This is a genomic window from Tessaracoccus sp. MC1627 (genome assembly GCF_014164725.1).
Lineage (GTDB): Bacteria > Actinomycetota > Actinomycetes > Propionibacteriales > Propionibacteriaceae > Arachnia.
This window is the reverse complement of record NZ_JACJGA010000001.1, coordinates 516,120-543,110: the sequence shown is the minus strand read 5'-3', so window position 1 is coordinate 543,110 and position 26,991 is coordinate 516,120. Positions and strand designations below refer to the sequence as shown.

The window sequence follows — 26,991 nt, the reverse complement described above, 5'->3', positions numbered from 1 at the left end:
GGATGGACACTGAGGAGGTGAACCTCTCTCTGTCCGGCGCGCTGCGTCTCTCAGCGAGCGGTCCGCTACGGGTGGACGAGGTGTGGGAGCGCTACACCCGGCCGGTGTGGTGGACCCGATGGGCGCCGCATCTGCGCGGCGTGGAGTACGCGGAACCGATGGTGACGCCGGGGACGACCGGCCGGGTGACGGGCCTGGGCGGGATCGTTGCGGACTTCCGCATCGATGCGGTCGACGAGGCGGCGCGGACCTGGTCCTGGAGCGTCCGCAGCGGCCCGCTGAGGCTGTCCTTCGAGCACGGGGTCGACGCGGCGGCGCCCGGGTCGGGTCGCGCGAGTGTGGCGTGGCTCGTCGTGCACGGGCCGTGGCCGGTGGTCCTCGGCTATGCGCCCATCGCCCGCTACTCGCTCGGGCGGCTCGTCGGCTGAGCCAGGCGAGGCGTAGCGGCCTACCCTGGACACTGTGAGCGAGCTGCGGATTGCACCGGGGCCGGGGCTGCCGGAGGGCTTGGTGGTCCCGGCAGGTGAGCTGACCGAGCGGTTCTCGCACGCGTCCGGTCCCGGCGGCCAGGGCGTGAACACCTCAGATTCGAGGGTGCAGCTGTCCTTCGATGTGGCCGCCTCCGCCGTGCTTGACGACGTCCAGCGGGAGCGGCTCCTGCACCGGTTGCGGTCCCGGCTTGCGGGCACCGTCCTCACCGTCGTGTCTGCCGAGTCCCGCTCGCAGCGCCAGAACCGGGGTGCGGCGCGGGAGCGTCTGGCTGCGATGCTCCGTGAAGGGCTTGCCCCGCCGTCGCCGCCGAGACGCCGCACCCGCCCGACGCGGGGCTCGGTTGAGCGCAGGCTGACCACCAAGCGCCGCCACGGGGAGATCAAGCGCGGTCGCGGACGCCCCGAGGACGCGTAGCGCAAGCAGGAACAGGCTGACCCCCGGGGTGTATTAGCGTGTGCCGGACAGCCTCCTGGTGAGTATCTGCTGGCGGATGGGCCGCGCAGCATGCGGAGGCCCACCGCGTACCCCAGGAGTCACGTATGGCAGCCCCTGAGTCACACACCCAGTGCCCGGCGCGGGGCCATCGGCACCGCCTGACGGACCTGACCGGCCTGACCGCCGTCGTCACCGGCGGCGCGACGGGGATCGGCTACTTCACGGCCGAGGGACTCGCAGCCCTCGGAGCGCGCGTCGTGATCGCGGGGCGCAACGCCGACAGGTTCCGCGCAGCGCAACACGCGATCCAAGCCAGGATTCGGGGGGCGGAGGTCTCGTACCAGCCACTGGACCTGGCTGACCTGTCGACGGTGCGCGCCGCGGCCGAGCGGCTGGCTGGCCTCCCCACGCTGGACCTGCTCGTGGCCAACGCGGGGGCGATCGGCTACCCCAACCACGTCAAGCCCGGGGCGGACAAGGGCATTCGCGGGCGGACGACCGCTGACGGTCAAGAGCTCTTCTGGGGCACCAACTTCCTCGGCCACTACGCGCTCGTCGCCCTGCTGTTTCCGCTGATCAACGCCTCGAACGGCCGGTGCGTGCTCGTGGGCAGCATCGGCGACCGGGGCGCACCGCTGGCGGCGGACGCGGTGCCGCGGCCCGACCTCCGCGCCTCGGACCTGGCGAAGTACGGCCAGTCGAAGCTGGCCACGACAACCCTGATGCACGAACTCGCCCGGCGTCTTGCCCGCCACGGCGGTGGCGCGGCTGCAGTGGGCGCACACCCGGGCACGGCCGTCGACTTCCTCTCCCCACCGCGGGCAGGGGTCGCGACCAACCAGCCCGACGGTGCCCGCCTCCTGCGGGCGCCCGTGCGCCTCTTCGCCCACGGCAAGCACGACGGTGCGCTCCCAGTGCTCACCGCCGCGGCATGCCCCGAGGCGCGCAACGGCGACTACTGGGGCCCGCGCCGGATCACCAAGGGCCCGCCGGTGCTCGCCCGGTCCTCCCGGGCGACGCAGGACCCCGTGGGCGCTGGTCGCCTCATGGACGCCGCCGCGGCGCTCACCGGCCTGACGCTGCCGCTGGGGTAGGGCCGCCGTCGTCTAGGGTCGGGGCATACGACGTAGACCGCAGGAGGCACCCATGGCACACGTTCCCACCACCCCCGTCACGCTCGGCGCGTCGCGCCTCGGCGAGCGTCCCGACGGCGAGGCCCTGGCTGACGCTCTGCTCGCGTCCCCGCTCGGCCATGTCGACACCAGCAACAACTACGCCGACGGACGCAGCGAGCAGTTCCTCGGCGACGCGATCCGTCGGGCCGGTGGCGTGCCGTCGGGCAAGGCCGTCTTCTCCAAGGCGGACCGGGATCCGGCCACGGGGATCTTCGACGCCGCTCGAGTGCGGCGCTCGCTCGAGGAATCACTTGAACGGCTCGGTGTGGACCACCTGCCCCTGTACCAATTCCACGATCCGTTCACGATCACCGTCGACGAGGCCCTCGCACCTGGTGGCCCCGTCGAGGCGTTGATCGCGCTGCGGGACGAGGGCGTTATCGGGGCGATCGGGATCGCGTACGGATCACTGGCGGAGACGCGCGCGTATGTGGAAACGGGGCTGTTCGACGTGGCCCTCAACCACAATCGCTACACCTTGGTGGACCGCTCCGCGGAGGAGCTCTATGTGCGGGCGCGCGAGCTCGGCATGCAGGTCTTCAACGCGGCGCCCTTCGGCGGCGGAACGCTGGCCAACGGGGAGAGCACCTACGGCTACCACAGCATGCCGGTGGAGTTCGCGGCGCACGTCGGCAGGGTCCGCGAGTTGGCGCGGGAGGCCGGCGTCGATCTGGCCGCTGCAGCACTGCAGTTCTCGATGCGCAGCCCGCTGGTGGACACCACGGTCGTGGGCATCCCGTCGCTGGCCAGGCTCGACGCGCTGGCGGGGTTGATCGAGGCCGAGGTCGCGGACGAGTTCTTCGCCGCCGTCGAGGCGCTGGGCGCGCCTCCGGCCAGCGGCAACAACTGAGTCGCCACTGACCGGAGGAGGGGCGTCAGGCCGCGGCGTCGTCCGAGGCGGCGGCGTCTGCGAGCTTGTCGGAGAGCGAGTGCAGCTCGGCGAGCTTGTCTGCGCCGGCCGTCACCCGACCCTCCATCGTGACATCGGTGTTGAAGATCAGTCCCGTGGTGCCCACAACGTCGGCCTTGAGGTTCTCCATCAGCTGAGTGAGAGCCTTCGTCGCGCGGCCACCGCCACCGAAGCCGTAGCCCACGAACGCGATGGGCTTGCCCTCCCACTCGGCGTAGAGGTAGTCGATGGCGTTCTTCAGCGGCGCGGGGAAGAAGCCGTTGTACTCAGGCGTGACAATCAGGACCGCGTCGGCAGCGTCGATCGCGGCCTTCCAGGCCAGCGTGTGGGGCTGGGTGTAGACGCCGGAGCCGGCGGGCGCGCCCTCGTCGATGAACGGGAGGTTGATCTCCGCGAGGTCGAGCATGGTGACGTCCCAGTGGGAGTCCAGGGTGTCGGCCACCCAGTCACTCACTGTGCCGCCGATGCGCTGGGGACGGGTGGACGAGACGATGATCGCGAGATTGTTCACGCCTCAACTGTGGCACGAGATTGCTTGACCTTTCAATTACGCTGTGGGCGGACGCGGCACCCCCCGTCCCCCATCGTGCACGACACGCCGTTCCGATGGCCACCCGGTGCCCAATGCGGACACGGCCTCGCACTCGGGCGGCGTTTCGTGCACGCGTTCCGTCCACTCAGGGGGTGCCGCCGCGTAGGCCGGCGAGGATTTCACTCCACGCCCCCGCCAGGTCGCCGTCGGGGGTCCAGGGACCGCCGTCGGGGACGCCGAGGGGATCCAGCCGGAGCTGCAGGTCCTCGTCGATCAGGTAGGTGACCGGGTCGCCGTATTGGGTGAGCATCACCACGTACGGCCCGTCCTCCGGGATGTTCCATTGGTCATCCGGGGTGGCCGTGGCCTGGGAGATGGCCAGGACCAGGTCGCCCGGGAGCTCACGCTGCATCCATTCGTCCCCGACGGCGGGGTCCGCGGGAAGGCCGCACACGTAGCCGCGGTAGAGCGAGCCGCGCTCCACGGGGCCTAGCGAGTTGAGTCCGACGATCCCCGCGTTGTCGCTGCAGAGGGAGACCTCGTCGAGGAAGGGCTCGGGGTTCGCCTCGCGCTGGGCCGTCCACAGCGGGAGCAGGTCCTGGAGCAGCTGGGCGCCGCCCGCGCGGTTGCCCCAGCCGCCGACCCACTCGCAGTTGACGGTCTCGGCGGAGACGACGCGACGCGTGCCGTCGGGGTAGTCGAGCACCACGTGGTAGGTGATGCCGCCCATCTCCGTGCACGCCTCGTAGTCGGGGCTGGGCAGCGCGTTGACGGCGTGGACGACGCGGTCCGGGTCCGTGGTCAGCGGTTCGATGGGGCCCACGCCGCCGAACGTCTCCCAGCGGTCGCCACACAGCCATGCCCTCGCTGCGCCGTCGGGGAGGTTCTCGGTGCTGGGGAGTTCCTCGGCCGCGAGGGCGCCGGTCTGGATGTCGTCGCACACCTGCGAGACCAAGCCGTCGCCACGCTCATCCGGGAGCACGACGGGGGTCGGGCTGGGCGACGGGACAGGTCCGCCGTCAACGCCCTGCGCCTCGACGATGCGCGCCTCGAGGGCAACGTCCAACGGCCCCCACATCCAGCGGGCCGTGCCGTCGTCCCACCAGTAGGTGGCGTCATTCCGGTGGAGCGAGACGGGATCGCCCGTGGGCGTGAGCAGGACCAGGGCCGGGAGCGGCGCCTCCCACCCCACCTCCGTGCTTGCCAGCGCGTCGCCGGACTGGAGCGCGGCGAGGAGATCGGCGGTGAGTTCGGCGTCCAGCTCGACCGCCGAGCCGTCCGCACGGCAGGCGACCGCTCGCGTCAGACCGTCCAACTCCAAGGGCCGGAGGACGGAGGCGTAGGAGGAGTCGCAGAGCGCCGCCCCCGTGAACTGGAACCCGGACTCCTCGCGCTCGGCCTTCCACAGCTCGCGGAGAGTGTTCAGGTAGCCGGCGCCGTCGGCTCGGAAGATGTCGAACATGCCGGTCGCGTCCCGGAGGTCGCCGCAGCCGGCGATCCGCACCGCCCGGTGCACGCCGTCGCCGTACTCGACGACCACCGTGTAATCCAGCGGATTCGGCATGCAGTCGAGCACCCCCTCAGACCTCTCCAGCGCGTTGAACGCCGCGACGGCGTCCTGGGCGTGCGCGACCAGCGGATCAGGCGCGCCCACGAGCTCCAACTCGGACCCGGTGTCGGAGCGCCCGCACAGCCAGACGCGGGTGGCGCCGTCGGGGAGGTCGTCGTCGACAAGGGTCTCGGCGCCGGTGAGAGGGTCACGGCAGGGGTCGGGGACCAGTGGTGTCGCGGCGGCGGTGGGCTCGGGCGTGGCCAACACCACCGACGGAGGCGCGGTGAGCTGGAGCGCCAGCGGCGTGGCCATGCCCACGACGGCCACCACCGCGGCCGCAGCCACGCCCATTCGCCGCTTCCGCGCACGGTTCCTGGCGGCGGCCGCCCAGCCGCGAGCGCTCGGGCGGGGCGGGACGCCGTCGCGGAGGGCGTCGGAGAATTCCTGTTCGTTCATGGCCTGTCCTCCTGGGCGAGGTGGGGGGAGATGCGCAGGGCGGCGAGCCCGCGGCTGACGTGGGAGGTGACGGTCCCCTCGGGGATGCGCAGCAACTCGGCCACCTCGCGGGTGGGGCGGTCCTCGAAGTAGCGCAGCACGAGGCAGGTGCGCTGGAGTCGCGGGAGTGCGGCGAGGGCGCGGTGGACGTCAGTGCCGAGCGATGGTTCGCCTGCGTCCGACGGCCGGTCCGGCGGGCTGTCGGAGGGCACCTCCGAGCGCCACTGGAGCCGGCGCCACCAGGAGATGAACGTGCGGTACATCGTCGTGCGGACGTAGGCCTCGAAGTGGTGGTCGTTGTCGAAGGAGTCGTAGCGGCTGTAGGTCTTGGACAGCGCCGTCTGGACGAGGTCCTCGGCGTGCTGCCGATCCCCGGTGAGCAGCCAGGCGGCCACCCAGAGTTCGCCGCCGCGGGCGGCGACGTACCTGTCAAACCCGTTGGTCATCACCTCGACCGGGTGCTCCATCACAGCCTCCATACCCTGTAGACGCGGTGAGGCGTCCGCTTCACTGCACTGGGATCAGCGAACCAGACCCGACGTGCCAACACCGCAGCCGGGCCGCGACAGCTGATGGGTGGATCTGGTACCGACTACGCGACCAGTCCTAACGAGCAGCCAGAACCCGCAGTGGGATTTGGCCGACTCACGCGAGATGTGACGCGAGGGCGACGGCGGAGTCGAGGGGCGAGGGTCCGGCAGGACGCTGCGATGCCCGCGAGGGTGGGGACGGCGGGGCGGCTGCGCGCTGTGATGCCCAACCCGACGATCACCCGACTGGCATCCCGCCTGAACAGACCCAAGCCAGGGCCGCCTTGACGGCACACTCCCGGACTCGGCCACGCCACAGGGAAACGAGTGCAGGGAGCAGTGAGACGAGGCCCGGGCGGCCTCCACAACTGAACCAACGACCGGCCGGCGGCCGTCGGGCAGGCTGTGGACAAGGGCCGCCCGGGCCTCGGGTCAGGGTTCCCTGCACCGGGCGCGGGTCGGTTTCGACGCGCGTTGCGCCGCTTCGCGGCTTGGCGCGGCTCAACCAGCGGGAAAGATCAGGGAGCGGAGACGGCCCGTGCGGCGAGACGGTCGCGGACCTGCTTGCGCAGCACCTTGCCCAGCATCGACTTCGGCAGCTCGTCGACCACCACCACCTCGCGCGGCACCTTATAGGCGGCCAACCGCTCCCTGCACCACGTGCGCACCGCCTCCGGATGCACCGTGGCGCCCGGGCGCGGAACCACCTCCGCCACGACGCGCTCTCCCCCGCCCTCCAGCTTCAGGCCGACGACGGCGGCGTCGTCGATGTCCTCGTGCGCACGCAGGACCGCCTCCACCTCCGTCGGCGACACGTTGAAGCCGCCCGTGATGATCAGCTCCTTCACGCGGTCCACGATGGTGGTGAAGCCGTCGGCGTCAACGGTGACCAGGTCGCCTGTGCGCAGCCATCCGCCGGGCAGCAGCACCGCCTCGGTCTCCCCTGGCGCGTTCCAGTACCCCTGGAACACCTGCGGACCGCCCAGCAGAAGCTCACCACGCTCCCCCTGGGGCACCTCACGGGACGGGTCCTCCGGGTCCACCACGCGCATCCGGGTGCTGGGGAACGGGATGCCGATGGTGCCGGTGCGCCGCGACGGGTGGAACGGATTCCCCAGCGCCACGGGGGCGGTCTCGGTGAGGCCGTAGCCCTCGACGAGGAGCCCCCCGGCCACCCCCTCCCAGAGCTCGACGATCGGGTCGGTCAGGTTCATCGCCCCGGAGATGCAGAAGCGGGCCGACTTCAGGCTCACGCCACGCTCGAGGGCCCGTCGGGCGGTCTTCTCGTAGATCGGCGGGACCGCGCAGTACACCGTCGGCGGGGTGGTGCGGGCGGCGTCGAGGACCATGTCCGCGTCGAAGCTCGGGAACAGGACGATCCGGGCGCGCTTGAGGATGCCGAAGGTCAGGTACAGCGTCATGCCGAACGCGTGGAACATGGGCAGGACGGCGTAGATCACCTCCCGGTCGTCCACGGCGTCGTGCATCCATGCCGCGCCCTGCAGTGCGTTGGCGTAGAGGTTGCGGTGGGTGAGGATCGCGCCCTTGGCGCGGCCGGTGGTGCCGCTGGTGTACTGGATGACGGCCACGTCGTCGACCGCGGGGCGCGGATGCGCGGGTTCGAGGGCGGGCGCCCGGAGCAGGTCCTCCCAGGGCATGGTGCCGGGCGCCGGCTGGGTGAGGCGGTCGCGGGCGGCGCGCAGCTTCGGCACAGGCAACTGCAACGCCAAGCGCTTGACAAGGGGAAATGCCCGCAGCAGGTTGACCGAGACGACATGCTCGACCTCGATGTCGCTCGGCTGCTCGCGGATCTTGCCCACGGCCGCGTCCCAGGCGACGACCACCCGGGCCCCGTGGTCCTCGAACAGGTGACGCAGCTCGCGCGCGGTGTAGAGGGGGTTGTGCTCCACGACGATCGCGCCCAGCCGCAGGACCGCGTAGAACGCGACGACGTGCTGCGGGCAGTTGGGCAGGATCAGTGCCACGCGGTCGCCTGCGCGGACGCCCAGCCTGCGCAGGCCCTCGGCGACGCGGGCAATCTGCTCCCCGAGACTCCGGTAGCTGGTCTCGCGGCCGAAGAACTGCAGCGCCACGCCGTCGCCGCCCTTGGCGACCGCCTCCTCACACATCTCCACCAGTGAGGTGGGCGGGGTGGCGATGTCTGCCGGGACCCCCGGCTGGTAGTACTTCACCCAAGGGCGCTCGTCAGTCATGGGTCCATCCTGTCAGGGCCCGGCTCGGCTCCCACCAGTGGCCCCGTGCGGGCCTCGACCGTCAGCCGTCGAGGTCCATATCGCCGGCGAAGTGACGGAACTGCTCCTTCGTGGCGTGCATCTCCCAGAGCCGTTCGGCGAGCACCGTCGGGTCCTTGCGGGGGTGACCCTCGATGATCCCGCCGGGGATGATCAGCTGGGTGACGTGGATGTTGTCCGGCGCCAAGGCGTCGTGCAGCATCTGACCCAATGCCGACTCCCCCGCGAACGCCACCGACGTGCCGGCGAATTTCGCCACCGGGCGCACCGCGCTGCCACCGTTGACGAGCAGGATCGTGCCGCCTCCGCGGAAGCGCATGTGCTGCATGACGTGATGGATCGCCACGAGCGGCCCGTAGACGGAGAACTCGATGGCCGGCTGCAGGTCCTCGACGGTGGTCTCCAGCACTGGGCGCAGGAATTCCTTCGCCGGCAGCGGGCTGTACTGCAGCACGTCGATGGGGCCGAGGTCAGCGGCCGCGTCGTCGAGCGCGGACCGCAGGGAATCGTGGTCGCGGACGTTTGCCACGTAGCCCCGGGCCGTGATGCCCTCTGCGGTCAGTTCCTCGGCGAGGGCATGGACGCGTTCGGCGGTGCGAGAGATGAGCGCCACCGAGAAGCCCTCCTTGGCGAAGCGGCGGGCGACTGTTGCGCCGAGTCCGGCTCCGGCACCGATGATGGCAAGCGTGGGCATGGTGATCCTCCCGTGGTCGTCGTTGACTACCCCACCGAGCCTACTCACCTCGACGGCGCGGGAGACGCCGGCCCCACTCGACAGCGCGGCTCATGGGTCCATTCATGAGCCGCGCGCCCCACCGTCGGGCGTCTCATGCGGAATGCTGGACCCATGGCCTCCCCACCGACGCCCCTCGCTCAGGACCCGTCGTCGGCTCAGGCATGGTCGGTGCGCGATCTGATCCCCGCGGCGGGGGTGTCGATCTCTGCGGTCCTGTTGTTCGCGTTCCAGCTGGCCGGATGGGGGCACGCGCTGCTGCTACTGAGCCTGCTGGCCGCCTGTCTCGTGAACCGCGAGCTGGGCAGGGACCTGCTGCTGATCGGGGTGGGTGTGGCGATCGTCAGCGCCACCTCCGTCGAGGCCGACGTGAGCTGGGACCGCTTCCTCATCATCGGAACGGTGCTGATCCTCGCCGTCTCGGTGCCGCTGCTGATCGACCGCTTCGTCTACCGCCGCCGGGCAATCACGTTCCCCTGGCGAGGGGAACATCGATGGTCTCGGCTAGAGGTCATCTACGTGGTCGCGGTGCCGTTCCTGGGCTGGGCGATCCTGCCGTTCTACTTCATCCGCTCCGGCGCCTACCTCAACTGGCCGCACATCACCGACGCCAGTGAACTGGCGCGGTTCTTCGTCGGCGTCAACGCGGTGGGCACCTGGGACGAGCTGTTCTTCATCTGCACCTGCTTCGCCCTGCTGAGGCGGCACTTCCCGGTGTGGCTGGCCAACGCTCTGCAGGCCACCATCTTCGTCTCGTTCCTGTGGGAGCTCGGCTACCGCGAGTGGGGACCGCTCCTGACCATCCCGTTCGCACTGATCCAGGGCTTCCTGTTCGCGCGCACGGGCTCCCTGCTCTACGTCCTGGTGGTGCACCTGCTGTTCGACGCCATCGTGTTCATGGCCATCGTGCACGCCCACAACCCGGACATGTTCGCCTTCTTCATCTACTGACGACGACGGTCCTGCGTCGCGCTCACGCCGTGTGGTCCTCCAGGCGGAATCCGAGCTTCAGGCCCACCTGGTAGTGGGCAACCTGGCCGTCCTGGATGTGGCCGCGGATCTCGGTCACCTCGAACCAGTCCAGGTGGGACAGCGTCTGCGACGCCCGCGCGACAGCCCCATCGATGGCCTGCTGCAGGCCCTCGCTCGAGCTACCGACGATCTCGGTCACCTTGTAGGTGTGGTCAGTCATGGCGAACTCCCTCGTTCAGGGTTGCCTTCCGCAACCAGGATCCCTCCAGGCTAAGCGACGGATCGCGGCTGCGAGCCTCCCCCGTCGATCTCCTCATCGCTGGGCCGGCTCGCTCACACCCGCGCGTTTCCGGCCAGGCGACGAAGGGCCGCCAGGGCGTCGTCCAGCCGGTCGGCCGGGACCAGGAGGTGGTCGTGGTGGTACCCCGCGACGACGTTGCAGCTGATGCTCGCCTCCGCCAGCGCCGTGCTCACAGCCGCGGTCAGCCCGACGGCGGCCAGCGATGACTGCACCGTGAGCGTGATCCACCCCGCGACATAGTCGTAGTCCAACCCGAGCCGGTCCGCGTCCTCCTTGCGAAGCACCATGCTCAGACCTTCCGATTCGACGACGCTGGCCAGCACCTCAGCCTCCACAGGCCCGGGGCCAACCACGAAGACGAAGGCCCCAGGGCACACGACGGGGGACATCGTCGCCAGCAGGGTGGTCAGCTCCGTCTCGCCGCTCATGGCCTCAGCCTGCCTCATTGGGTTCGGGGATGAGCACGAGGTTGCCCACCTTGCGGCCGGAATCAACGCGCCGGTACGCCTCCGGCAGCCGGCCAAGCCCCTCGAACTCCTCGACGGCGGGGTCCAGCCGGCGCTCGGCGACGAGGGCCAGCAGGTAGGCGAAGTCCTCGGGCCGCTCGGGAGCTGGGCCGGCATGCACCCGGCCGCGCGCCCGGAGGGTGTCCCAGAGCCCGGCGACGGCGAGGACCAGAGCACCCTCCTGTGAGACGAGCCGGAGCCCCTCAGAGCGGGAGACGTTGCCGACTGCGTCGAACATCACGTCGTAGGTGCCGGTCAGCCGCGACACCGGCGTCTGCGAGTAATCCACCACCCTGTCCGCTCCCCACCGGGTCACGACGGCGGCGTTCGTCGCGCTGGTGACCGCCGTGACGTCCGCGCCCATGACCTTGGCCAGCTGCACAGCAGCGGACCCGACAGATCCGGAGGCCCCGTTGACCAGCGCGGTCTGACCGGCCCGCAACCCGGCCCTATCGCGCAGGAAGTACAGCGCCGTGGTGCCGCCGAACAGGACCCCGGCCGCCTCGGCGTGGGTGATGCCGGCGGGCTTCGGCACCATGCGGGCTGCCGGCACCGCCACGTACTGCGCGTGCGCCCCGAGGGCGCCGGACATGCCCGCCACCTCGTCGCCCACCGCGAGCCCCGCGACCTCGGCGCCCACACCGACCACGACCCCCGAGAGGCTGCCGCCCAATACCCGACGGCGCGGCCCGCGCATGCCCAAACCCAGCCGGGCGAGTACCCCGAACCCGGCCGGGAACCGGCCGGCCCGCATCCGGGCGTCGCCGGAGGTGACGGCCACCGCCTCGACGCGGACGACCACCTCGCCCCGGCCGGGCTGGGGGATGGGAACCTCGACGATCGCCACCTCCTCGGGGGGTCCGTAGCGGTGCACCACTGCTGCTTTCACGACTCTCCTTACGGGTGTAAGTCTGCTCGCTTCACTGTAGCCTTACATCTGTAAGAACACAAGGAGGAGCCATGGAACCCCGCACGCCACTCAGCCTGGAGCGCATCGTCGAGGCCGCCGTCGCCGTCGCGGACCGCTCAGGACTCAGCGGGGTCAGCATGCGCACAGTGGGGCGGGAGCTCGGGGTGGAGGCCATGTCGCTGTACCACCACGTGGCCAGCAAGGACGCCCTCCTCGACGCGCTGGCCGATTGGATCTTCTCCCGGATCGAGCTGCCGCTGGGCGGGGAGCCATGGCGCGCCGGGATGGTTCGCCGGGCCTCGTCGGCGCGAGCGGTGCTCGCCGCGCACCCGTGGACGTTGGGGCTCATCGAGTCGCGAACCAACCCCGGCGCGGCGCTGCTCAACCATCACGATGCGGTGCTCGGGTGCCTGGTGGGCGGCGGGTTCCCGCCGAGGTTGGCATCTCACGCGTTCTCCGTGATCGACGCCTACGTCTACGGGTTCGCCCTCACCGAGCAGAACCTCCCGTTCGACTCCTCCCGCGCTGAGGGCGCCGAGGACTACGCGGCCGCGGTGGGATCGCTGCTTCAGCCCTACCCCCACCTGGCCGCGCTCATCGACGAGGTGGCGACGGGCTACACGTTCGCAGACGAATTCGGTTACGGCCTCGAGCTCATCCTCGACGGGCTGGAGGTTCGGCTGGCCACCCACCGGCCCGCCGGATCCCCCACCCCGGGGGAAGGAAACCGATAGCCCCGGCCAGCGCCTCAGAGGCGACCAACCGCGACTCGGCCGGGCGCGGGGACGACCGGCTCTCCGGCGAAGTCCACGGTGGTAGCCGTCCGTGGCGACGTTCTCGGGGACGCAAGGGACGGCCCGGCACTGGCGCGGCTGCGCTATCGAAGCCCCGCTTGACGCCTCAGGACTCGGCGTGCGCGGCCCGGACGGCCCGCACGTCGAGCCCCGCGATCCCCTCGAAGTCACGTGGGTTGGCCGTGTAGATCGGCAGCCCGCGTGACAGCGCAGTGGCCGCGATGAGCGCGTCGTACGCGCGCGCTGCAGGCTTTCGCCCCGCAGACCTCAGCGAGGCGGCCACCACCCCGAAGGCCCTCGCCGCGGCACCGTCGAACGGGATGGGGTCGAAGTCCGCCTCCGCCTGCTGCACCAGCGCCTGGCGGGCCGCACGTTCCACATCCGAGCGCGCAACGTGCGGCCCCACTGACAACTCCGCCATCGTGACTGCGGTGATCATGGGCTCGGCAGGCAGCGAGGCGGGTTCCAGGATGCCCAGGTCGATCACTGCGGAGGTGTCCAGAATCCCTTCACTCACAGCGACGGATCCAGCACGGTGTCGATGTCTGCCTTGAGCGCTGCCGCATCCACCCGTGGCAGCGCCCTCCATCTGTCGACCAGCTCGGCGGCACCTCGTGGACGACGCGGGAGCGGAACCACTGCCGCCACCGGCTCGCCGTCTCGCGTCACCGTCAGGCTCTCACCGCGAGCCACGCGCGCCAGCACATCCGCGCTGCGGTTGCGCAGGTCTCGCACAGTCACACTTCCCACCTCCTCACTGTATCACCGGTGATACATGCTTGGGCCGCTGGGCGCGGGCATCACCAAGCCGCGAATCAGGCCGCGCGGACGTCGTCGGCCGAGATCTGGTTGTTCACCAGGTCCTTGCGCAGGTTCTCGGCCAAGGGGAGAGCGTGCCTGCTGAGCTCGTTGACCAACCGGTGGGCGAGGAGCCACAGCCGGTGGCACTCGGCTTCGGCCGCGGCGGCCGCCTCGGCCCGGGAGGTGGGCAACGCCCCACACCAGTTTCGGATGATCTCCCCTGCGGGGGCCTCCTCATGGGCGTACCAGCGATAGTCCCGGCGGGGTGAGAAGTAGCCGGGGCGCTCGTCGTCGTAGTGGTCCGCGTAGCTGTCGCGCCCGCGCGCGATCTGCAGGGCCTCGGCCGGGTGCGCGACGCACAGCGCCATCGCAATCCTCTGGCCTCCCAGCGCCGACACCCGAAGACTGCTGCCTTCCGCAACCTGTCCGCACGCCGCCAGCAGGACATCCATCGGCAGCCCCGTCCGGGCAGCCAGCCGAGCAGTGTCGTGGATGACGACCTGACCAGAGTGCTCCAACGTGGCCACCTCGCGCGGGACCAGCCGGAAGACACGTCGGATGGATCCTGACAGGCGGGAATCCGGGGCCTGATTCCGGATGAGCTCCTCCGCGGCCAGCTTCTCCTCGTAGGCCTGGGCGTCCTCCCATCTGCACTTGAGACGCGTCCGCGCGACCTCCCGCTCGCGGCCGTCCTCGAAGCGGATGAGGTAACGGTCCTTCTTGGGCCGAGGCACGATCTCCAGGATCTCGACTCTGCTCGCGTTGGGCCGGTAGTCGTCTGGGTAGTACGCCCAGACCTCGCCCACCTGCACGTCCATTGTTTCCATCTGCGTCGCCCTTCTCTCTGAGGTCGCCCCATCACAGCAGCCGCCGCGGCCGATTCGGGGCTTCATCGACCCCCTGTGGATAACTTCCGACGACTGTCCCCAACCTGGTCGTTGTCCGGGATGAACGCCAGGAGCCGGGACGACCAGCGACGCGACGCGGGCACGAGCCCGTAGCGGGTACCCTCGTCCGTTATGGACCCTGACGACGTGGAGTGGGTTCGGGAGTTCTCCGAGCCCGAGCTGAAACGGGTCTTCGGCGCATCCACCTACTTCCGCGGCAAGGGCTACTTCGACGCCGGGCACGTCCGCGACCTCACCGTCGCACCCGACGAACTCGGGGCGTTGGTCACCGGCAGCGGCCGCCACGTCTACGAGGTCGAGGTCACCCGCAGCGGCCGGCGCCTCGACAACTGGTGCAGCTGCCCGATGGGCCGCTCCTGCAAGCACGTCGCCGCCGTGATGCTCGCGGCGCGCGCACGGCTCCGCCAACGCCCCGCCAGCACCACATGGGAGAGTCAGCTCGCGCACCTGATCAAGCTCGGCGACGCTTCCGCCACCGCCGGACGGGCGCTCGCCCTCGAGTTCTCCGTCCCCACCGTCCACTACGGGGCCGCCGTGTCGCGCATCACGCTGCAGCCCCTCCGCGAGGGCGCCCGCACCCCGTGGGTGAAGACCGGCGCCTCGTGGGGCGACATCACCCAACCGTGGCGGGCAGCGGAGTTGAACCCCGCGCATCGGGCGGCCCTGGCGCAGCTGCACCTCCTGAGCCCCGACAACGCCTACTCCTACGGCGTCCCCGCGACAGTGGACCTCGCGAGCCTCGGCCCCCTCGCCTGGCCGCTGCTGCGGCGCGCGGTCTCGGCCGGCGTCGTCCTCCTCGCCGGAGAGGGCCTGCGGTCCGTACGGATCGGCGACGACTCCGCCACGGTCGCGCTGGACCTCACGCGCTCGGCCGACGGCGGCATCACCGCGCAGCCGCGCGTCTCCCTGGTGGATCCCGACGCCCCAGGACGGGTCCTGCTGTTCGGCAACCCGGCCCACGGGGTGGGGCAGCTCGACGGCGGCGCCCTGACTCTCTGGCCGCTCGCCGCCCCACCGGCCGAGGGGCTGGACCGGCTCCTCGCCGACGGGAAGGCGGTCGAGATCCCCGCCGAGGACGTCAATCGCTTCCTGACCCTCTATTACCCGGCCCTCGCTCGCACGGGAGCGGTGTCCACCTCTGACGGCACCGTCGAGGCCCCGGAGATCGTCCCACCCGTCCTGCACCTCACCCTCACGCACCTCCCCGGCCACGTCACGCACCTCAGGTGGGGGTTCGCCTATCCGTCGCCGGTGGCCGGACAGGGCCCCACCGTCGTCCCTCTCGCGCACGCCGCAGGGGATCCGCCGCGCGATGTGCCGGTGGAGCGGCGCCTCACCGACGCGGTGGTCGCGCTGCTCAGCGTCGTGGGCGCCTCACTGCTGGAGGCCACCCCCCGCCCAGTCCTGATCGCCCACCACGAGCTGCAGGGCATGGCGGCCGCCGCGTTCCTCGCCGACGTCCTCCCCCACCTGCTCGAAGCAGGGGTGCAGGTGCAGGAGGAGGGCGATGCGGTGGCCTACGAGGAGGCCTCGGAGGCCCCCGTCGTGCTCCTCACAGCAGACGACACCGAGGACCGCGACTGGTTCAACCTCCACATCACCGTCTCCGTCGACGGCCAGGAGGTGCCGTTCGAGGAACTGTTCAGAGCCCTGGCCGCAGGGGACGACGCCCTGCTCCTGGACTCCGGCACCTGGTTCCGCCTCGACATCCCGGAGCTGCAGGACCTCCGACGGCTCATCGAGGAAGCCCGCGAGCTCACCGACGGAAGCCCCAACGGCCCGCTTCGCATCGGCCCCTACCAGGCCGCCCTGTGGGAGGAGCTCGTCGAGCTGGGCGTGATCGCGCGGCAGAGCAAGCGATGGCTGGCCTCCGTCGAGCGCCTCCTCCCCGACGCCGACCGCCCGGCGCCCGCCCTCCCGGACGGGATCCGCGCCACGCTGCGCCCCTACCAGCTCCGTGGCTACGAATGGCTGGCCGCGCTCTGGGACGCGCGGCTGGGCGGGGTGCTCGCCGACGACATGGGCCTCGGCAAGACGCTCCAGACCCTCGCCCTGCTGGAGCGGGCGCGCGAGGCCGGGGAGCTGGACGGCAGGCCGGTGCTCGTCGTGGCCCCCGCCAGCGTGGTGGGAACCTGGGCCGACGAGGCGGCGAAGTTTGCGCCTGGCCTGAATGTCGCGGTGATCACCGCCACGGGGAAGCGCCGGGGCGACACTGTCGCGGCGGCTGTCGCGGGCGCACACGTCGTGGTCACCTCATACACGCTGATGCGGCTGGAGGACGCCGAGTACCGGGCCCTGCAGTGGAGCGGGCTGATCCTCGACGAGGCCCAGTTCGTGAAGAACCACCGCTCCCGCACCTACCAGGCCGCCCGACGGCTCGGCGCCCCGTTCACGCTGGCCATCACGGGCACCCCCCTGGAGAACTCGCTGATGGATCTGTGGTCCATGCTGTCGCTGTCGGCGCCCGGCCTGTTTCCGCGCCCGGACCACTTCACCGAACGGTTCCGCAAGCCCATCGAGAACGAGCGCGACCTCCTCGCCCTGGAAACGTTGCGACGGCGGATCAAGCCGTTCGTGCTGCGCCGGACCAAGCGCGAAGTGGTACAGGAGCTGCCGGAGAAGATCGAGCAGGTGCAGCGGGTGGAGCTCACCCCCGCCCATCGCAGGGTCTACGACAAGTACCTGCACCGGGAGCGGCAGCGGGTGCTGGGCATGCTGGAGGACATGGACCGCAACCGGGTGGCGATCTTCCGTGCGCTCACGAAGCTGCGGCAGCTGGCGCTGGACCCGGTCCTGGTGGACGCGGAGCACGCCTCGGGGGCGCCGTCGGCGAAGGTGTCCGCGTTGGTGGAGCAGGTCACGGAGCTCGCCTCGGAGGGCCACCGTGCGCTGGTGTTCAGCAGCTTCACCGGCTACCTCAAGCTCGTGCGGGAGGCGCTGAGCGAGGCGGGCATCAGCCACGTCTACCTCGACGGCCACACCCGCGACAGGCCGGCCCGCATCGCCGCGTTCCGCGAGGGCGAGGACCCGGTGTTCCTGATTTCGCTGAAGGCCGGCGGCTTCGGGCTGACGCTGACCGAGGCGGACTACGTCTTCGTGCTGGACCCGTGGTGGAACCCGGCTGCGGAGAGCCAGGCGATCGACCGGACCCACCGCATCGGCCAGACCAGGTCGGTCAACGTGTACCGGATGGTCTCGGAGGACACCATCGAGGAGAAGGTGGTGGCGCTGCAGGAACGCAAACGGGACCTGTTCACCTCGGTCATCGACTCGGGCTCCTTCTCCTCCGGGGCCATCACGGCCGCAGACATCCGCGGCCTCTTCGACGAGTAGGCCCTCCGCCGCTGGGCCGCGTCGCTCCCGGCACGCAGAAGGAGGCGCGCAAACTCCTTGTGTGGCACCGATCCCGTGCAAGGCTGGGCGCATGAGCATGGACGCGCAAGACGGCAGCATTGACGGACTCGAGCAGCTGGACGCCGAGGAGGTCGCCGACGCCGAGCACCCCTACGGCGAGGTGACAGCCGAAGACCTCGGCACCGCTGACCTCATCGACGACGGCGCTGACGCCGCCTCGATGGTCCCGAACGATCCCCAGACGCCGGTGGACTCGGCTCTCCACACCGACGACACCGATCACGACGAGACCATCGAGGAACGGCTGCGCCAGGAGGAGCCGGACCCGTCGTCGAGAATCACCTACGGCGGGTAGACCGCCTCCCTCTCCCTCAATCGGCCAGAGCGTGAGCCGGCCCCGCGGGCCTGGTGATCAATGTGGCGGCACGGCTTCCCGGCTCCGGGTGGGCCCGCACATAGCCGGCGAGCCATTCGGCGGCGAAGCTGTCGGCACCGTCGCGATCCACGAGGGCCCACACGCTGCCACCGAACCCGGCCCCGAAGGAGGAGGCGGCCACCGCCCCGAGCCGGCGGCCGTCACGGACCAGCGCCTCGGTCTCGGGGATCTGATTGTCGAGGCCGTCGGCCGCCCACCTCTGGGAGGCCGCGACCAACTCGCCCAGCGCGGCACGGTCATCGGCGCGAAGCGCCTCGACCGACGCCGGCACGATCCAGGTGGATTCGGCGACGAACTGGCGGAGGCGCGCGAGCAGTCGCGGCTCGTCCGCGACGAGCGACTCGATCACCGCTGCGGCCTCCGGGTCGGACTCGACGGCGGCGGCCAGGTTCGCGTCTCCGCGCCCGGCGGCGGCGTTCCAGCGGGCCAGCAGCTCAGCGACCCCGCGTGAGGCCTGGTTGTAGGCGTCCTTCGCCGCGCCGGTCTTCTCCGCCGACACGCCGCTGACCGCCACCACGAAGGCGAGGTCGTCGGGGAGCCGCACGCGTCCCACGAGCGCGGCCGGGTTGAAACTGAACAGTCCGAGGTGGTCGGCCTGGCTGCAGAGCATGGCCGTGTGATCCTCGGATCCACCGAACGTGCCGACGCCGGCCCGTCCTGACAGCGCACCGAACGCGCTCCCGTTCTCGACGCAGGCCAGGTACCCGGCCAGCGCAACCTCGTCCCGGATCGCCGCGACCCAGGCCTCGGACTCGTCGAAGCCGTTGAACTGGGCCAACGCCATGGCTGACGCCACGACCAGTGCCGAGGAACTGCTCATGCCGCTGGCCAGCGGCAGGTCCGCGTCGATGGCAAGCCGCGCGGGGCGCAGGGGCCCGAAGTTGGCGCCCAGCCGGTCCACCACCACGTTGAGGTACTGGCCCCAGTGCCCGGCAGGAAGGCGCACCGCGACGCCCGGCTCCAGGGTGATGGCGTCCTCCTGCGCCGTGCTGCGCGCCTCGATCCCCCGTCGGCCTGGCTTCACCGTCGCGGTCACGCCCCTGTTGACGGCGCACACCAGCACGTTGCCGCCGGCGTAGTCGGTGTGCTTGCCGAGGACCTCGATGCGTCCGGGGGCGAACCAGCCGCTCACAACAGCACCGGACGGCTCGCGAGGGCGGCCGCCACCAGGGGCACATCGGTGCGCCCGGACATGTCCAGCACCCCTTCGGCCACCGGGACCACCGTGACGGGCTCGCCGGCCGCGATCAGCCAGCGGACGGCGTCGACGATCTCGTACTCGCCCCGCGCCGAGGGTGTGATGGCGTCGCAGGCGTTGAAGATGCTCGCACCGAACAGGAAGCAGTTCATGGAGATCCGCGCATTCGGGCCGAAGCGCGCCACCACGTCGGCGGACGGCTTCTCGATCAGGTCGACGAGGTGACCCTCGGCGTCGGTGTCCAGGATCGCGAAGGCGGCGATCCTGTCGGCGGGGATGTTGGACCTGCTGACCATCGCTGCGGCGTCGAAGCCGACCGTCGCCGTCCCGGGCGCCCGCAGGAGTGCGCGGACGGCCTCGGCGGGATAGAAGTTGTCGGCGTTGACCATCACGAAGCGGTCCCCTCCTGCGAATCCGCGGGCCGCCCGGACGGCGTCGGCGGTGCCGAGGGCCTCCACCTGGACGGCGAAGGAGATCCGCACCCGCGACAGGTCGAGCGCTGCGTAGTAGTCGCGCACGAGGTCGTGCTCGGGTCCGATGACCAGACAGATGTCGGTGAGCCCGGCGTCGGCCAGCTCGCTGATCACGTGGTCGAGGAAGGGGCGTGCCGGCAGCCCTCTCTGGGAGGTGTCGCCGAGACCGACCGGCATCATGGCCTTGAGCCCGAGTTCCGCCGCCCTGCGCTGATCCTCGTCGAGGTCGACGTCGGCCGCGCGGCGCATCCGGGTCCCGAGGCCGCGGGCAAGGATGACGGCCTTGGTGGGCATGGTCTCGTTCATGGCCCTCATCCTAGGATCAGCGCCCGGCCCGGCTCCTCCTTCGCGCAGCCATTGTGCGCTTCCGCCCGCCCCACGGAGGCGGCGCCGTCGAGGAGGCGGGTCCGCGCTCAGGGGCACTGCTCAAACGCGCAATGGTCCTGCCCCGATGCTCCTCGCCGGGTGCCGGCTCGGCTACCGTGCGAGCATGATCGAATTCGGCACCGGTGGCTGGCGCGCAATCATCGCCGACGGCTTCACCAAGGAGAACGTCCGGCTGCTGGCCCAGGGTCTCGCTGACCGCATGAACGCCGAGGGGGTCGCCGGCCGCGGCACCGTCGTCGGCTACGACCGACGTTTCCTCTCCTCCGACGCGGCGTGGTGGGTCACGGAGGTGCTGGTGGCCAACGGGATCCCGGTCACGGTGATCGACCGCCCCGCCCCCACGCCCATGATCATGTGGACGGTGCGCAACTTGGGGTGCGCCTACGGGTTGGCGATCACCGCCTCCCATAACCCGGCCGTCTACAACGGCGTCAAGGTGTTCGCCGAAGGGGGTCGTGACGCGGACGTCGAGGTCACCGCCTCCCTCCAGGAGCAGATCAACGCGCTGACCCCTGCAGACGTGCGGTCGGTGCCGGACTTCGAGGTGCGCACCCATCCGTTGGTGACCGTGCAGTTCTCCATGAACTGGTACATCGACGCCATCCTCGAGCAGCTCGACGTCGAGACCATCCGGCACCGTCATCTGAGTGTGGTGCTCGACCCGATGTTCGGCGTGTCACAGACCTGCATGCAGACCGTCCTGATGACCGCCCGGTGCGAGGTCGACGTGATCAACTCCCGCCACGACACGATGTTCGGCGGGCGGCTGCCGTCCCCAAAGCTCGAGACGCTGCACCAGCTGCGTCAGGCGGTCATCGAGAAGGGCGCCGATCTCGGCATCGCCACCGACGGCGATGCCGACCGGCTGGGGATCATCGACGACGAGGGCAACTACCTGTCTGCCAACCAGATCATGGTGTTGCTGTACGAGTACCTGCTGACCGGCAAGGGCTGGACGGGACCGGTGGTGCGCAACATCGCCACCACTCACCTGCTCGACCGGGTCGCGGCCGCCCACGGCCAGGAATGCTACGAGGTGCCCGTGGGTTTCAAGCACATCAGCTCGAAGATGGCCGAGACGGATGCCGTGATCGGCGGCGAGTCCTCCGGAGGGCTCACAGTCAGGGGCCACATCGCGGGAAAGGACGGCGTGTACGCCGGGTCGCTCCTGGTCGAGATGCTGGCCGCCAGCAACCGGAAACTCAGTTCGTTGTGGGCCGACGTCGTTGCCCGGTACGGCGACGCCCAGATGGTGGAGAACGCGTACTCGTTCACCCCTGCGCGGCGCGCCGAGCTCATCGCCACCCTCTTCGACCGCCGGGAGCTTCCCCCGTTCACCCCTGCTGTGGACCACACCAGCTACCTCGACGGCTGCAAGGTCTACTTCTCCAACGGAGGCTGGCTCGTGGTGCGGTTCTCCGGCACCGAGCCCGTCCTGCGGGTCTTCGCCGAGATGCCCACCCTGGAAGAGGCTGAGGCCGCCATCGCCGAGCTGGTGGAGTTCCTGGGCCTTGGTTAGGCCCAGGAGCTGCACTGCACGACCGGTACTGTGGCGGCACAGGCAGGAGGGTGACGAGGATGCTGCAGCTCAGGGGCCTGACCAGGCGGTTCGGACAGCTCACCGCGGTCGACGACGTCTCCTTCGATGTCCCCGCCGGGCAGATGGTGGGGTTCGTCGGTGGCAACGGCGCAGGGAAGACCACCACGATGCGGATGATCATGGGGGTCCTGCAGCCCTCTGCCGGCGAGGTGCTGTGGCGCGGCCGCCCGGCGGGGCAGCCTGACCGGGCGAGGTTCGGCTACCTGCCGGAGGAGCGCGGGCTCTACCCGAAGCAACCGGTGCTGAGCCAGCTGGTGTACCTCGGCCGCCTCCACGGCATGAGGGCGGATGCGGCGCGGGAGCACGCCGAGGAGCTCCTCGTGCGTTTCGGCCTGGGTGACCGGACCCGGGACAAGGTGGAGTCCCTCTCGCTCGGCAACCAGCAGCGCGCCCAGATCATCGCCGCAGTCCTGGGCGGCCCACAAGCCCTGATCCTCGACGAGCCGTTCTCCGGCCTCGACCCCACTGCGGTGGACCAGATGGCGGCGTTGCTGCGGGAGCACACCGCGACCGGGGTGCCGGTGCTCTTCAGCAGCCACCAACTGGAGCTGGTCGAGCGGCTGTGCGACAGGTTGGTCGTGCTGCACCAGGGGCGTGTCGTGGCTGATGGCACCGTCGATGAGCTGCGAAGCACGGCACCGGTGCGATACCGGCTCGAGCTTCAGGGAGACATCGGCTGGGTGCATGCGGCCAGCGGCGTGCGGGTGGTGTCGTCGGAGGCGACGAGCGTGGTCGTCGAGCCGGAGAGCGACGAGGCGGTGCAGCGGTTGCTCGTCGACGCCCTCGGGCGGGGCCCAGTGCGCGAGCTGGCGCGCGTTGTGCCCAGCCTGAGCGAGATCTACAGGGAGGTGGCCTCCGTATGAACAGGACCGACGCACGCCCCGCGCACGCCGAGACGGGGAGGCGGACGCATCCATGGGCCCTGGTCACGGCCCGAGAGATCAGCGTCAAGCTCCGCGACCGCAACTTCCTGCTCTCGACGGGCTTCAGCCTGGCCCTGATCGTCGGCCTCATGGTGGTGCAGTTCTTTCTCACAGCCGGGGCCTCCACCTACACGGTCGCGGTGACCGACGACGACGGGGCTCGCCTGGTCGCCGGCCTCGACGCGCGGATGCAGGCCGCCGATCCGGAGGCTCGTGCCAACGCCGTCCGGGTCACCGATGTCGCGGCGGGGGAACAGCAGGTGCGCGACGGGGACGCCGAGGCCCTGCTGGTGAGAGAGGGCGGAGTCTGGACGTTGGCGACGGACGGGCAGTCGGGTCGGTTGCTGCAGCTGGGGCTCATCGAGCTCGTGTCCGCGTCGGCGCTCGAGGACAACGCTCAACGCCTGGGCGTCGGGGTCGATGAACTGCTCGCCGGAACCCAGTTGGCCACCCGTGACCTGAGCGGTGACACGGATCAGGGGCTGGTGGTCTATATCGTCGGCCTGATCTTCGCTGTGCTTTTCTACATGTCGTCGCTGATGTTCGGGATGGCGATCGCCACCAGCGTGGTGGAGGAGAAGCAGTCGCGGATCGTGGAGATCCTGGCCGCGGCCATTCCGGTGCGGCACCTGCTGCTGGGCAAGGTGCTCGGAAGCACGGCCTTGGCGTTGCTGCAGTTGGCGCTGATCGCGGGCGTGGGGCTGCTCGGGCTGCAGTTCATCGACCTCAACATCGAGCTTCCTGGGCTGGCCGAGGCGGTGGCCTGGTACCTGCCGTTCTTCCTGTTCGGCTTCCTCGCGCTGGCCTGCATCTGGGCCGCAGCCGGGTCGATGGCGTCGAGGATCGAGGACGTGCAGGCCACCTCGATGCCGCTGACGCTGATCCTCGTCGGCGTCTTCGTCCTGGGCATCAACCTGGACGGCCAGGCTCAGGTGACGGGTTCGTTCGTCCCCGTGATGTCCACCATCCTGATGCCGATGCGGATCCTGGCCGGCGAGACCACCTGGTGGGAGCCCGCGGTGGCGTTGCTGTTGACCCTGGCCTTCTGTGCGGTCACGATCCTGGCGGGGGCCAGACTGTACCGTCGCGCCCTCCTCCACACGACGGGGCGCCTGTCGTGGCGGAAGGCGTGGACCGCCGGGGGCTGAGTGGGCAACCTGTCAGTCGGCCCCTCTGCCGCGCTCAGCCGTCGGCAAGCAGCGCGCGAGCGGTCCGCGAGTCGGTGATCAGAACGTCGCACCACCCGCCCACGAGCGCGGCTCGGATCGCGGCATGCTTCCGCTCGCCGCCGGCCACACCGATGCGCCGCGGGATGGCCTTGAGCGTTTCCTCGTCGATCCCCAGGGTGCGGTCCACCAGTTCGGTATCGACGTGCACGCCGTGCGCGTCGAAGAAGCGAAGGCAGACGTCGCCGACCGCGCCCAGCCGCGCGAGGGCCTCAAGATCGGCCTCTGGGAGCGTGTTACCGGAGGAGACGAGCAGCGCGGACGGCCGGACGCTCCCGATGCCCACGAGCGCCATCGTGAGCCCGGTCCATTCGTCGCGGATCGCCGCGATCTGGGGGTCCGACATCAACGACGCCCGCACCTCGGGGCTCGAAACCACACCGGGGGCGTTGAAGTAGTGGACCTCCGCGCCTGTGACCTGCGCCAGACGGTCCGCCAGCCGGGTGGCCTGCACCTGGGCCCGGGGGTCTCCGACGCCGCCGATCACCTGAACGATGCGCTCGGCGGTCCGGGTGGTGCGGGGGGTCATGGCGTCCACCACCGCCAGGAGCGACGCGGACCAGGATGACAGCCCTACGCGGTCGCTCGGAAGCATGGTGGACTCGAGGTAGCGTGCGCCCGCACTGCCGATGGCGCTGAGCAGGGCCGCGTCTGATTCGCCGGCCTCGTCCGGCCCTCCCGCCACCACGACGTCACGCAGCCCGTAGGCGTCGCGCACCTGGTCCTCGAGCTCAGAGAACATACCCGGCGGCTCCACGACGATGGTCCGCACGATGCCCGCCTCGACGCCTTCCTTGAGCAGCCGCGACACCCGCGACTGGGACATGTTCAACCGCGCGGCGATCTCCGGCTGACGAAGTCCGTGCTCGTGATAGAGGCGCGCGACCTTGACGACGAGGGGGAGTCGCTCGGGCGCAATGCGAATGGGCACGCTCGGAAACTAGCACGGTCCTCAGCGGGCCGTCGACGCGACGGCACGACTGTTCGGGAGTGGCTAGATAGTCGGACGGTTGGCCGGGTGCCTGCGAGCTGGCTATCCCGCGGCAGCCCACATCCTGACATAGGCGTTCATGAATGACCAGTTGGTGCCGCATAACTATGCACAGGTGCTGACGAATGGGCGCAAGGCGGGTGATCCGACCGCATCTCGTGGTCAGGGAATCGACCGCACCACTCCCCTGAACCCTGCCGGCCGCGGAATCGTGCCCGTAGCGACGGTCACCTCGACCTGGGCTGAGCGTGACCGGCGTCACTGGGGTCCCGACTCCGCGCCCCCCATACCCATCTGGGTATTGTGTGACCCAGGAGGCACCGTGGCACCCACCGTTCTCGTCGTCGACGACGCACCCGAGATCCGCACCCTTCTCCGGACCTATCTTGAGGCCGAAGGAATGGCGGTCCTCACTGCCGGCACAGGCGAGGAGGCAGTCCGGCTCGCCGGAGAGCAACGCCCCGACGTGGTGCTGCTCGACCTCGGCCTCCCAGACCTCTCAGGCCTGGACGTACTCGGCAGGATCCGCGCCAACTCGTCGGTCTACGTGATCGTGGTCACCGCACGGGCCGAAGAGGTGGACAAGATCGTCAGCCTCAGCCTCGGAGCCGACGACTACATCGTCAAGCCCTTCAGCCCCCGCGAGGTGGTGGCCCGCGTGCACGCCATGATGCGCAGGCCGCGCGGCGCCGACGAGGCACCCGACGAGACCCTCCGCTTCCCGGGCCTCACGCTGGACCCGGCAGCCCGCGAGATCACGCTCGACGGCGAACCCGTGACGCTCAGCGCCCTCGACTTCGATCTCCTCCTCGCCCTCGCCCGTAAACCCGGCCGCGTCTTCTCCCGCGCGCAGCTGCTCGAGCAGGTCTGGGGCTACGCCTTCTACGGCGACGAGCGGGTCGTCGACGTCCACGTCCGCACCATCCGCGCGGCTCTCGGCGACGACGGCACCGTCGTCATCGGGACCGTTCGAGGGGTGGGCTACCGGTTTCTCAAGACCCCTTCGGGGAAGCCGTGAGGAGCCTGGCGGTGCGGCTGGCGCTGAGCCATGTCGCGGTGGTGGCGATCGGCGCTTTGGTCACGTTCCTCCTCTCGCGGGCGCTGGCCCCGGCCCTGTACGACCGCATGCAACAGCGCGGTCCCCACGCCGGCCAGGGGCAGGGCTTCCGGCAGCAGATCGTCGAGACGATGGACCTGGCGTTGCTCATCGGCACGGCCGCGGGGGTTCTCGTCGCCGCGACGCTCGGGATCCTCGTCGCCCGCCGCTTCATGCGCCCCATCCGCCAGCTGCAGGAGGCGGCTAGGCAGATGGCCGCTGGGCGCTACGACGTCGCCGTCCCGGAGGCGTCCGAGCGGGAGCTCAGCGACCTCGGTTCCGACCTTCAGACGCTCGGCCAGTCGCTGGCCAGCACGGAAGCCCGGCGCGTCAGACTGCTCGGCGACGTCGCCCATGAGCTCCGCACCCCCCTCACCGTCGTGGGCGGGTACGTCGAAGCGATGACCGATGGAATGGTTCCGACAGATTCCGAGCACCTCGGCCTCATTGGGCGCGAGGTGGAGCGGATGCGTCGTCTGGCCGACGATCTCGGGGCGCTGTCGAAATCACAGGAGGCGGGCACGGCGCTGCGGCTGGAGCGGATCGACGTCGGGGCCACTGCCGCCGAGGCCGCCGAGAGGCTGCGCCCTCAGGCGGTCGACGCGGGCGTCAGCCTCACAGTCGACTCCGAGGCCGCCTGGGCCGACGCCGACGCTCAACGCATCGGGCAGGTGGTGACGAACCTCGTGGGTAACGCGCTGCGGGCGGTGTCGCGGGGCGGGAGTGTCGCGGTGAGGTGCCGCGCGGATTCCGGGCGGGTGGCGGTCACCGTCGCTGACGACGGGGTGGGCCTGGCGGCCGAGGACCTGGAGAAGGTGTTCGAGCGGTTCTACCGGGTGGATCGCCGGCAGGGGGATCAGCGGGGCGGAGGATCGGGCATCGGCCTGACGATCGCGCGGCAGATCGCGCGGGCCCACGGCGGGGACCTGGTCGCGGCGTCCGCGGGCCCGGGCCGCGGCGCCACGTTCACCCTGACCCTGCCGATCACCCCAAGCTGACGCGAGGGCTT

Annotated in this window: 27 protein-coding genes; 13 read left to right on the top strand and 14 right to left on the bottom strand. The window is 70.5% G+C overall.

The features are described from left to right. Nucleotides 1-17 precede the first annotated feature (17 nt). The 4 genes from H5399_RS02340 to H5399_RS02325 all read left to right on the top strand — a co-directional run bounded on the left by H5399_RS02340 (nt 18) and on the right by H5399_RS02325 (nt 2,952). The gene (locus H5399_RS02340) at nt 18-428 is read left to right on the top strand and encodes a hypothetical protein (protein ID WP_220489057.1); all 411 of its coding nucleotides are present in this window, start codon (nt 18-20) and stop codon (nt 426-428) included. A 34-nt stretch (nt 429-462) separates the two neighbouring features. Further along, nucleotides 463-906 (top strand): alternative ribosome rescue aminoacyl-tRNA hydrolase ArfB, encoded by a 444-nt coding sequence (gene arfB / locus H5399_RS02335; RefSeq protein WP_182781409.1) that lies wholly within the window; start codon nt 463-465, stop codon nt 904-906. A gap of 125 nt (nt 907-1,031) precedes the next feature. Continuing rightward, nucleotides 1,032-2,021 carry an SDR family NAD(P)-dependent oxidoreductase gene (locus H5399_RS02330; protein WP_182781408.1) on the top strand — a complete coding sequence of 330 codons (990 nt, stop codon included), beginning with the start codon at nt 1,032-1,034 and terminating at the stop codon, nt 2,019-2,021. 52 nt (nt 2,022-2,073) lie between these two features. Beyond that, nucleotides 2,074-2,952, top strand: a complete 879-nt coding sequence (locus H5399_RS02325) for an aldo/keto reductase (RefSeq protein ID WP_182781407.1) — start codon at nt 2,074-2,076, stop codon at nt 2,950-2,952. 25 nt (nt 2,953-2,977) lie between these two features. Here H5399_RS02325 and H5399_RS02320 read toward each other — a convergent pair whose 3' ends face one another. From H5399_RS02320 to H5399_RS02300, 5 genes are all read right to left on the bottom strand, one after another. Then, complete coding sequence (locus tag H5399_RS02320) at nt 2,978-3,523, bottom strand: NAD(P)H-dependent oxidoreductase (RefSeq protein ID WP_182781406.1); 546 nt, start codon at nt 3,521-3,523, stop codon at nt 2,978-2,980. Nucleotides 3,524-3,689: 166 nt separating this feature from the next. Further along, nucleotides 3,690-5,552, bottom strand: coding sequence for a hypothetical protein (locus H5399_RS02315; protein WP_182781405.1), 1,863 nt, complete (start codon nt 5,550-5,552; stop codon nt 3,690-3,692). Continuing rightward, nucleotides 5,549-6,058 (bottom strand): SigE family RNA polymerase sigma factor, encoded by a 510-nt coding sequence (locus tag H5399_RS02310; protein ID WP_220489058.1) that lies wholly within the window; start codon nt 6,056-6,058, stop codon nt 5,549-5,551. The genes H5399_RS02315 and H5399_RS02310 overlap by 4 nt, the downstream gene beginning before the upstream one ends. 581 nt (nt 6,059-6,639) lie before the next feature. After that, a complete protein-coding gene (locus H5399_RS02305) occupies nt 6,640-8,334 on the bottom strand; it encodes a long-chain-fatty-acid--CoA ligase (protein WP_182781404.1) in 1,695 nt (564 codons plus the stop codon). A 61-nt stretch (nt 8,335-8,395) separates the two neighbouring features. Beyond that, complete coding sequence (locus H5399_RS02300) at nt 8,396-9,067, bottom strand: SDR family oxidoreductase (RefSeq protein ID WP_182781403.1); 672 nt, start codon at nt 9,065-9,067, stop codon at nt 8,396-8,398. 153 nt (nt 9,068-9,220) lie between these two features. On the opposite strand from H5399_RS02300, the gene H5399_RS02295 reads away from it, so the two are divergent. Continuing rightward, nucleotides 9,221-10,057 (top strand): type II CAAX prenyl endopeptidase Rce1 family protein, encoded by an 837-nt coding sequence (locus H5399_RS02295; protein ID WP_182781402.1) that lies wholly within the window; start codon nt 9,221-9,223, stop codon nt 10,055-10,057. 22 nt (nt 10,058-10,079) lie between these two features. Here H5399_RS02295 and H5399_RS02290 read toward each other — a convergent pair whose 3' ends face one another. From H5399_RS02290 to H5399_RS18410, 3 genes are all read right to left on the bottom strand, one after another. Continuing rightward, nucleotides 10,080-10,298, bottom strand: a complete 219-nt coding sequence (locus H5399_RS02290) for a dodecin (protein ID WP_182781401.1) — start codon at nt 10,296-10,298, stop codon at nt 10,080-10,082. 113 nt (nt 10,299-10,411) lie between these two features. Continuing rightward, the gene (locus tag H5399_RS02285; protein WP_182781400.1) at nt 10,412-10,807 is read right to left on the bottom strand and encodes an ACT domain-containing protein; all 396 of its coding nucleotides are present in this window, start codon (nt 10,805-10,807) and stop codon (nt 10,412-10,414) included. Nucleotides 10,808-10,811: 4 nt separating this feature from the next. Beyond that, nucleotides 10,812-11,774 carry an NAD(P)-dependent alcohol dehydrogenase gene (locus H5399_RS18410; protein WP_182781399.1) on the bottom strand — a complete coding sequence of 321 codons (963 nt, stop codon included), beginning with the start codon at nt 11,772-11,774 and terminating at the stop codon, nt 10,812-10,814. 71 nt (nt 11,775-11,845) lie between these two features. On the opposite strand from H5399_RS18410, the gene H5399_RS02275 reads away from it, so the two are divergent. Then, nucleotides 11,846-12,529, top strand: a complete 684-nt coding sequence (locus H5399_RS02275) for a TetR/AcrR family transcriptional regulator (protein WP_182781398.1) — start codon at nt 11,846-11,848, stop codon at nt 12,527-12,529. A 166-nt stretch (nt 12,530-12,695) separates the two neighbouring features. Here H5399_RS02275 and H5399_RS02270 read toward each other — a convergent pair whose 3' ends face one another. The 3 genes from H5399_RS02270 to H5399_RS02260 form a co-directional block, all read right to left on the bottom strand. After that, nucleotides 12,696-13,106, bottom strand: coding sequence for a type II toxin-antitoxin system VapC family toxin (locus H5399_RS02270; protein ID WP_220489059.1), 411 nt, complete (start codon nt 13,104-13,106; stop codon nt 12,696-12,698). Next, the gene (locus H5399_RS02265; RefSeq protein ID WP_220490716.1) at nt 13,103-13,330 is read right to left on the bottom strand and encodes a type II toxin-antitoxin system prevent-host-death family antitoxin; all 228 of its coding nucleotides are present in this window, start codon (nt 13,328-13,330) and stop codon (nt 13,103-13,105) included. Before H5399_RS02265 ends, H5399_RS02270 begins: the two co-directional genes overlap by 4 nt. Before the next feature lie 74 nt (nt 13,331-13,404). Then, complete coding sequence (locus H5399_RS02260; protein ID WP_182781395.1) at nt 13,405-14,217, bottom strand: hypothetical protein; 813 nt, start codon at nt 14,215-14,217, stop codon at nt 13,405-13,407. Between the two features lie 192 nt (nt 14,218-14,409). On the opposite strand from H5399_RS02260, the gene H5399_RS02255 reads away from it, so the two are divergent. Together H5399_RS02255 and H5399_RS02250 are read left to right on the top strand one after the other, a co-directional pair. Then, nucleotides 14,410-17,631 carry a DEAD/DEAH box helicase gene (locus tag H5399_RS02255; protein ID WP_182781394.1) on the top strand — a complete coding sequence of 1,074 codons (3,222 nt, stop codon included), beginning with the start codon at nt 14,410-14,412 and terminating at the stop codon, nt 17,629-17,631. 91 nt (nt 17,632-17,722) lie between these two features. Next, nucleotides 17,723-18,007, top strand: a complete 285-nt coding sequence (locus tag H5399_RS02250) for a hypothetical protein (protein ID WP_182781393.1) — start codon at nt 17,723-17,725, stop codon at nt 18,005-18,007. A 16-nt stretch (nt 18,008-18,023) separates the two neighbouring features. Here the strand turns inward: H5399_RS02250 and H5399_RS18405 are convergent, their stop codons facing one another. Then, nucleotides 18,024-19,220: a galactokinase family protein gene (locus tag H5399_RS18405; protein ID WP_182781392.1), complete on the bottom strand. Its 1,197-nt coding sequence runs from the start codon at nt 19,218-19,220 to the stop codon at nt 18,024-18,026. Further along, the gene (locus tag H5399_RS02240) at nt 19,217-20,065 is read right to left on the bottom strand and encodes a nucleotidyltransferase family protein (protein WP_182781391.1); all 849 of its coding nucleotides are present in this window, start codon (nt 20,063-20,065) and stop codon (nt 19,217-19,219) included. The genes H5399_RS18405 and H5399_RS02240 overlap by 4 nt, the downstream gene beginning before the upstream one ends. A 184-nt stretch (nt 20,066-20,249) precedes the next feature. On the opposite strand from H5399_RS02240, the gene H5399_RS02235 reads away from it, so the two are divergent. From H5399_RS02235 to H5399_RS02225, 3 genes are read left to right on the top strand one after another with little or no spacing between them, the layout of a single operon-like run. Further along, on the top strand, nt 20,250-21,665 hold the full coding sequence (locus H5399_RS02235) for a phosphoglucomutase/phosphomannomutase family protein (RefSeq protein ID WP_182781390.1): 1,416 nt from the start codon (nt 20,250-20,252) through the stop codon (nt 21,663-21,665). 59 nt (nt 21,666-21,724) lie between these two features. After that, the gene (locus H5399_RS02230; RefSeq protein ID WP_182781389.1) at nt 21,725-22,609 is read left to right on the top strand and encodes an ABC transporter ATP-binding protein; all 885 of its coding nucleotides are present in this window, start codon (nt 21,725-21,727) and stop codon (nt 22,607-22,609) included. Beyond that, complete coding sequence (locus H5399_RS02225) at nt 22,606-23,817, top strand: ABC transporter permease (protein ID WP_182781388.1); 1,212 nt, start codon at nt 22,606-22,608, stop codon at nt 23,815-23,817. Before H5399_RS02230 ends, H5399_RS02225 begins: the two co-directional genes overlap by 4 nt. Before the next feature lie 34 nt (nt 23,818-23,851). Here H5399_RS02225 and H5399_RS02220 read toward each other — a convergent pair whose 3' ends face one another. Then, entirely contained in the window at nt 23,852-24,826 is a 975-nt protein-coding gene (locus H5399_RS02220) for a sugar-binding transcriptional regulator (RefSeq protein ID WP_220489060.1), read from the bottom strand. A gap of 382 nt (nt 24,827-25,208) precedes the next feature. On the opposite strand from H5399_RS02220, the gene H5399_RS02215 reads away from it, so the two are divergent. Both H5399_RS02215 and H5399_RS02210 read left to right on the top strand, forming a co-directional pair. Further along, a complete protein-coding gene (locus H5399_RS02215; protein WP_182781387.1) occupies nt 25,209-25,904 on the top strand; it encodes a response regulator transcription factor in 696 nt (231 codons plus the stop codon). After that, nucleotides 25,901-26,980, top strand: a complete 1,080-nt coding sequence (locus H5399_RS02210) for a HAMP domain-containing sensor histidine kinase (RefSeq protein ID WP_182781386.1) — start codon at nt 25,901-25,903, stop codon at nt 26,978-26,980. The genes H5399_RS02215 and H5399_RS02210 overlap by 4 nt, the downstream gene beginning before the upstream one ends. Nucleotides 26,981-26,991: the final 11 nt, after the last annotated feature.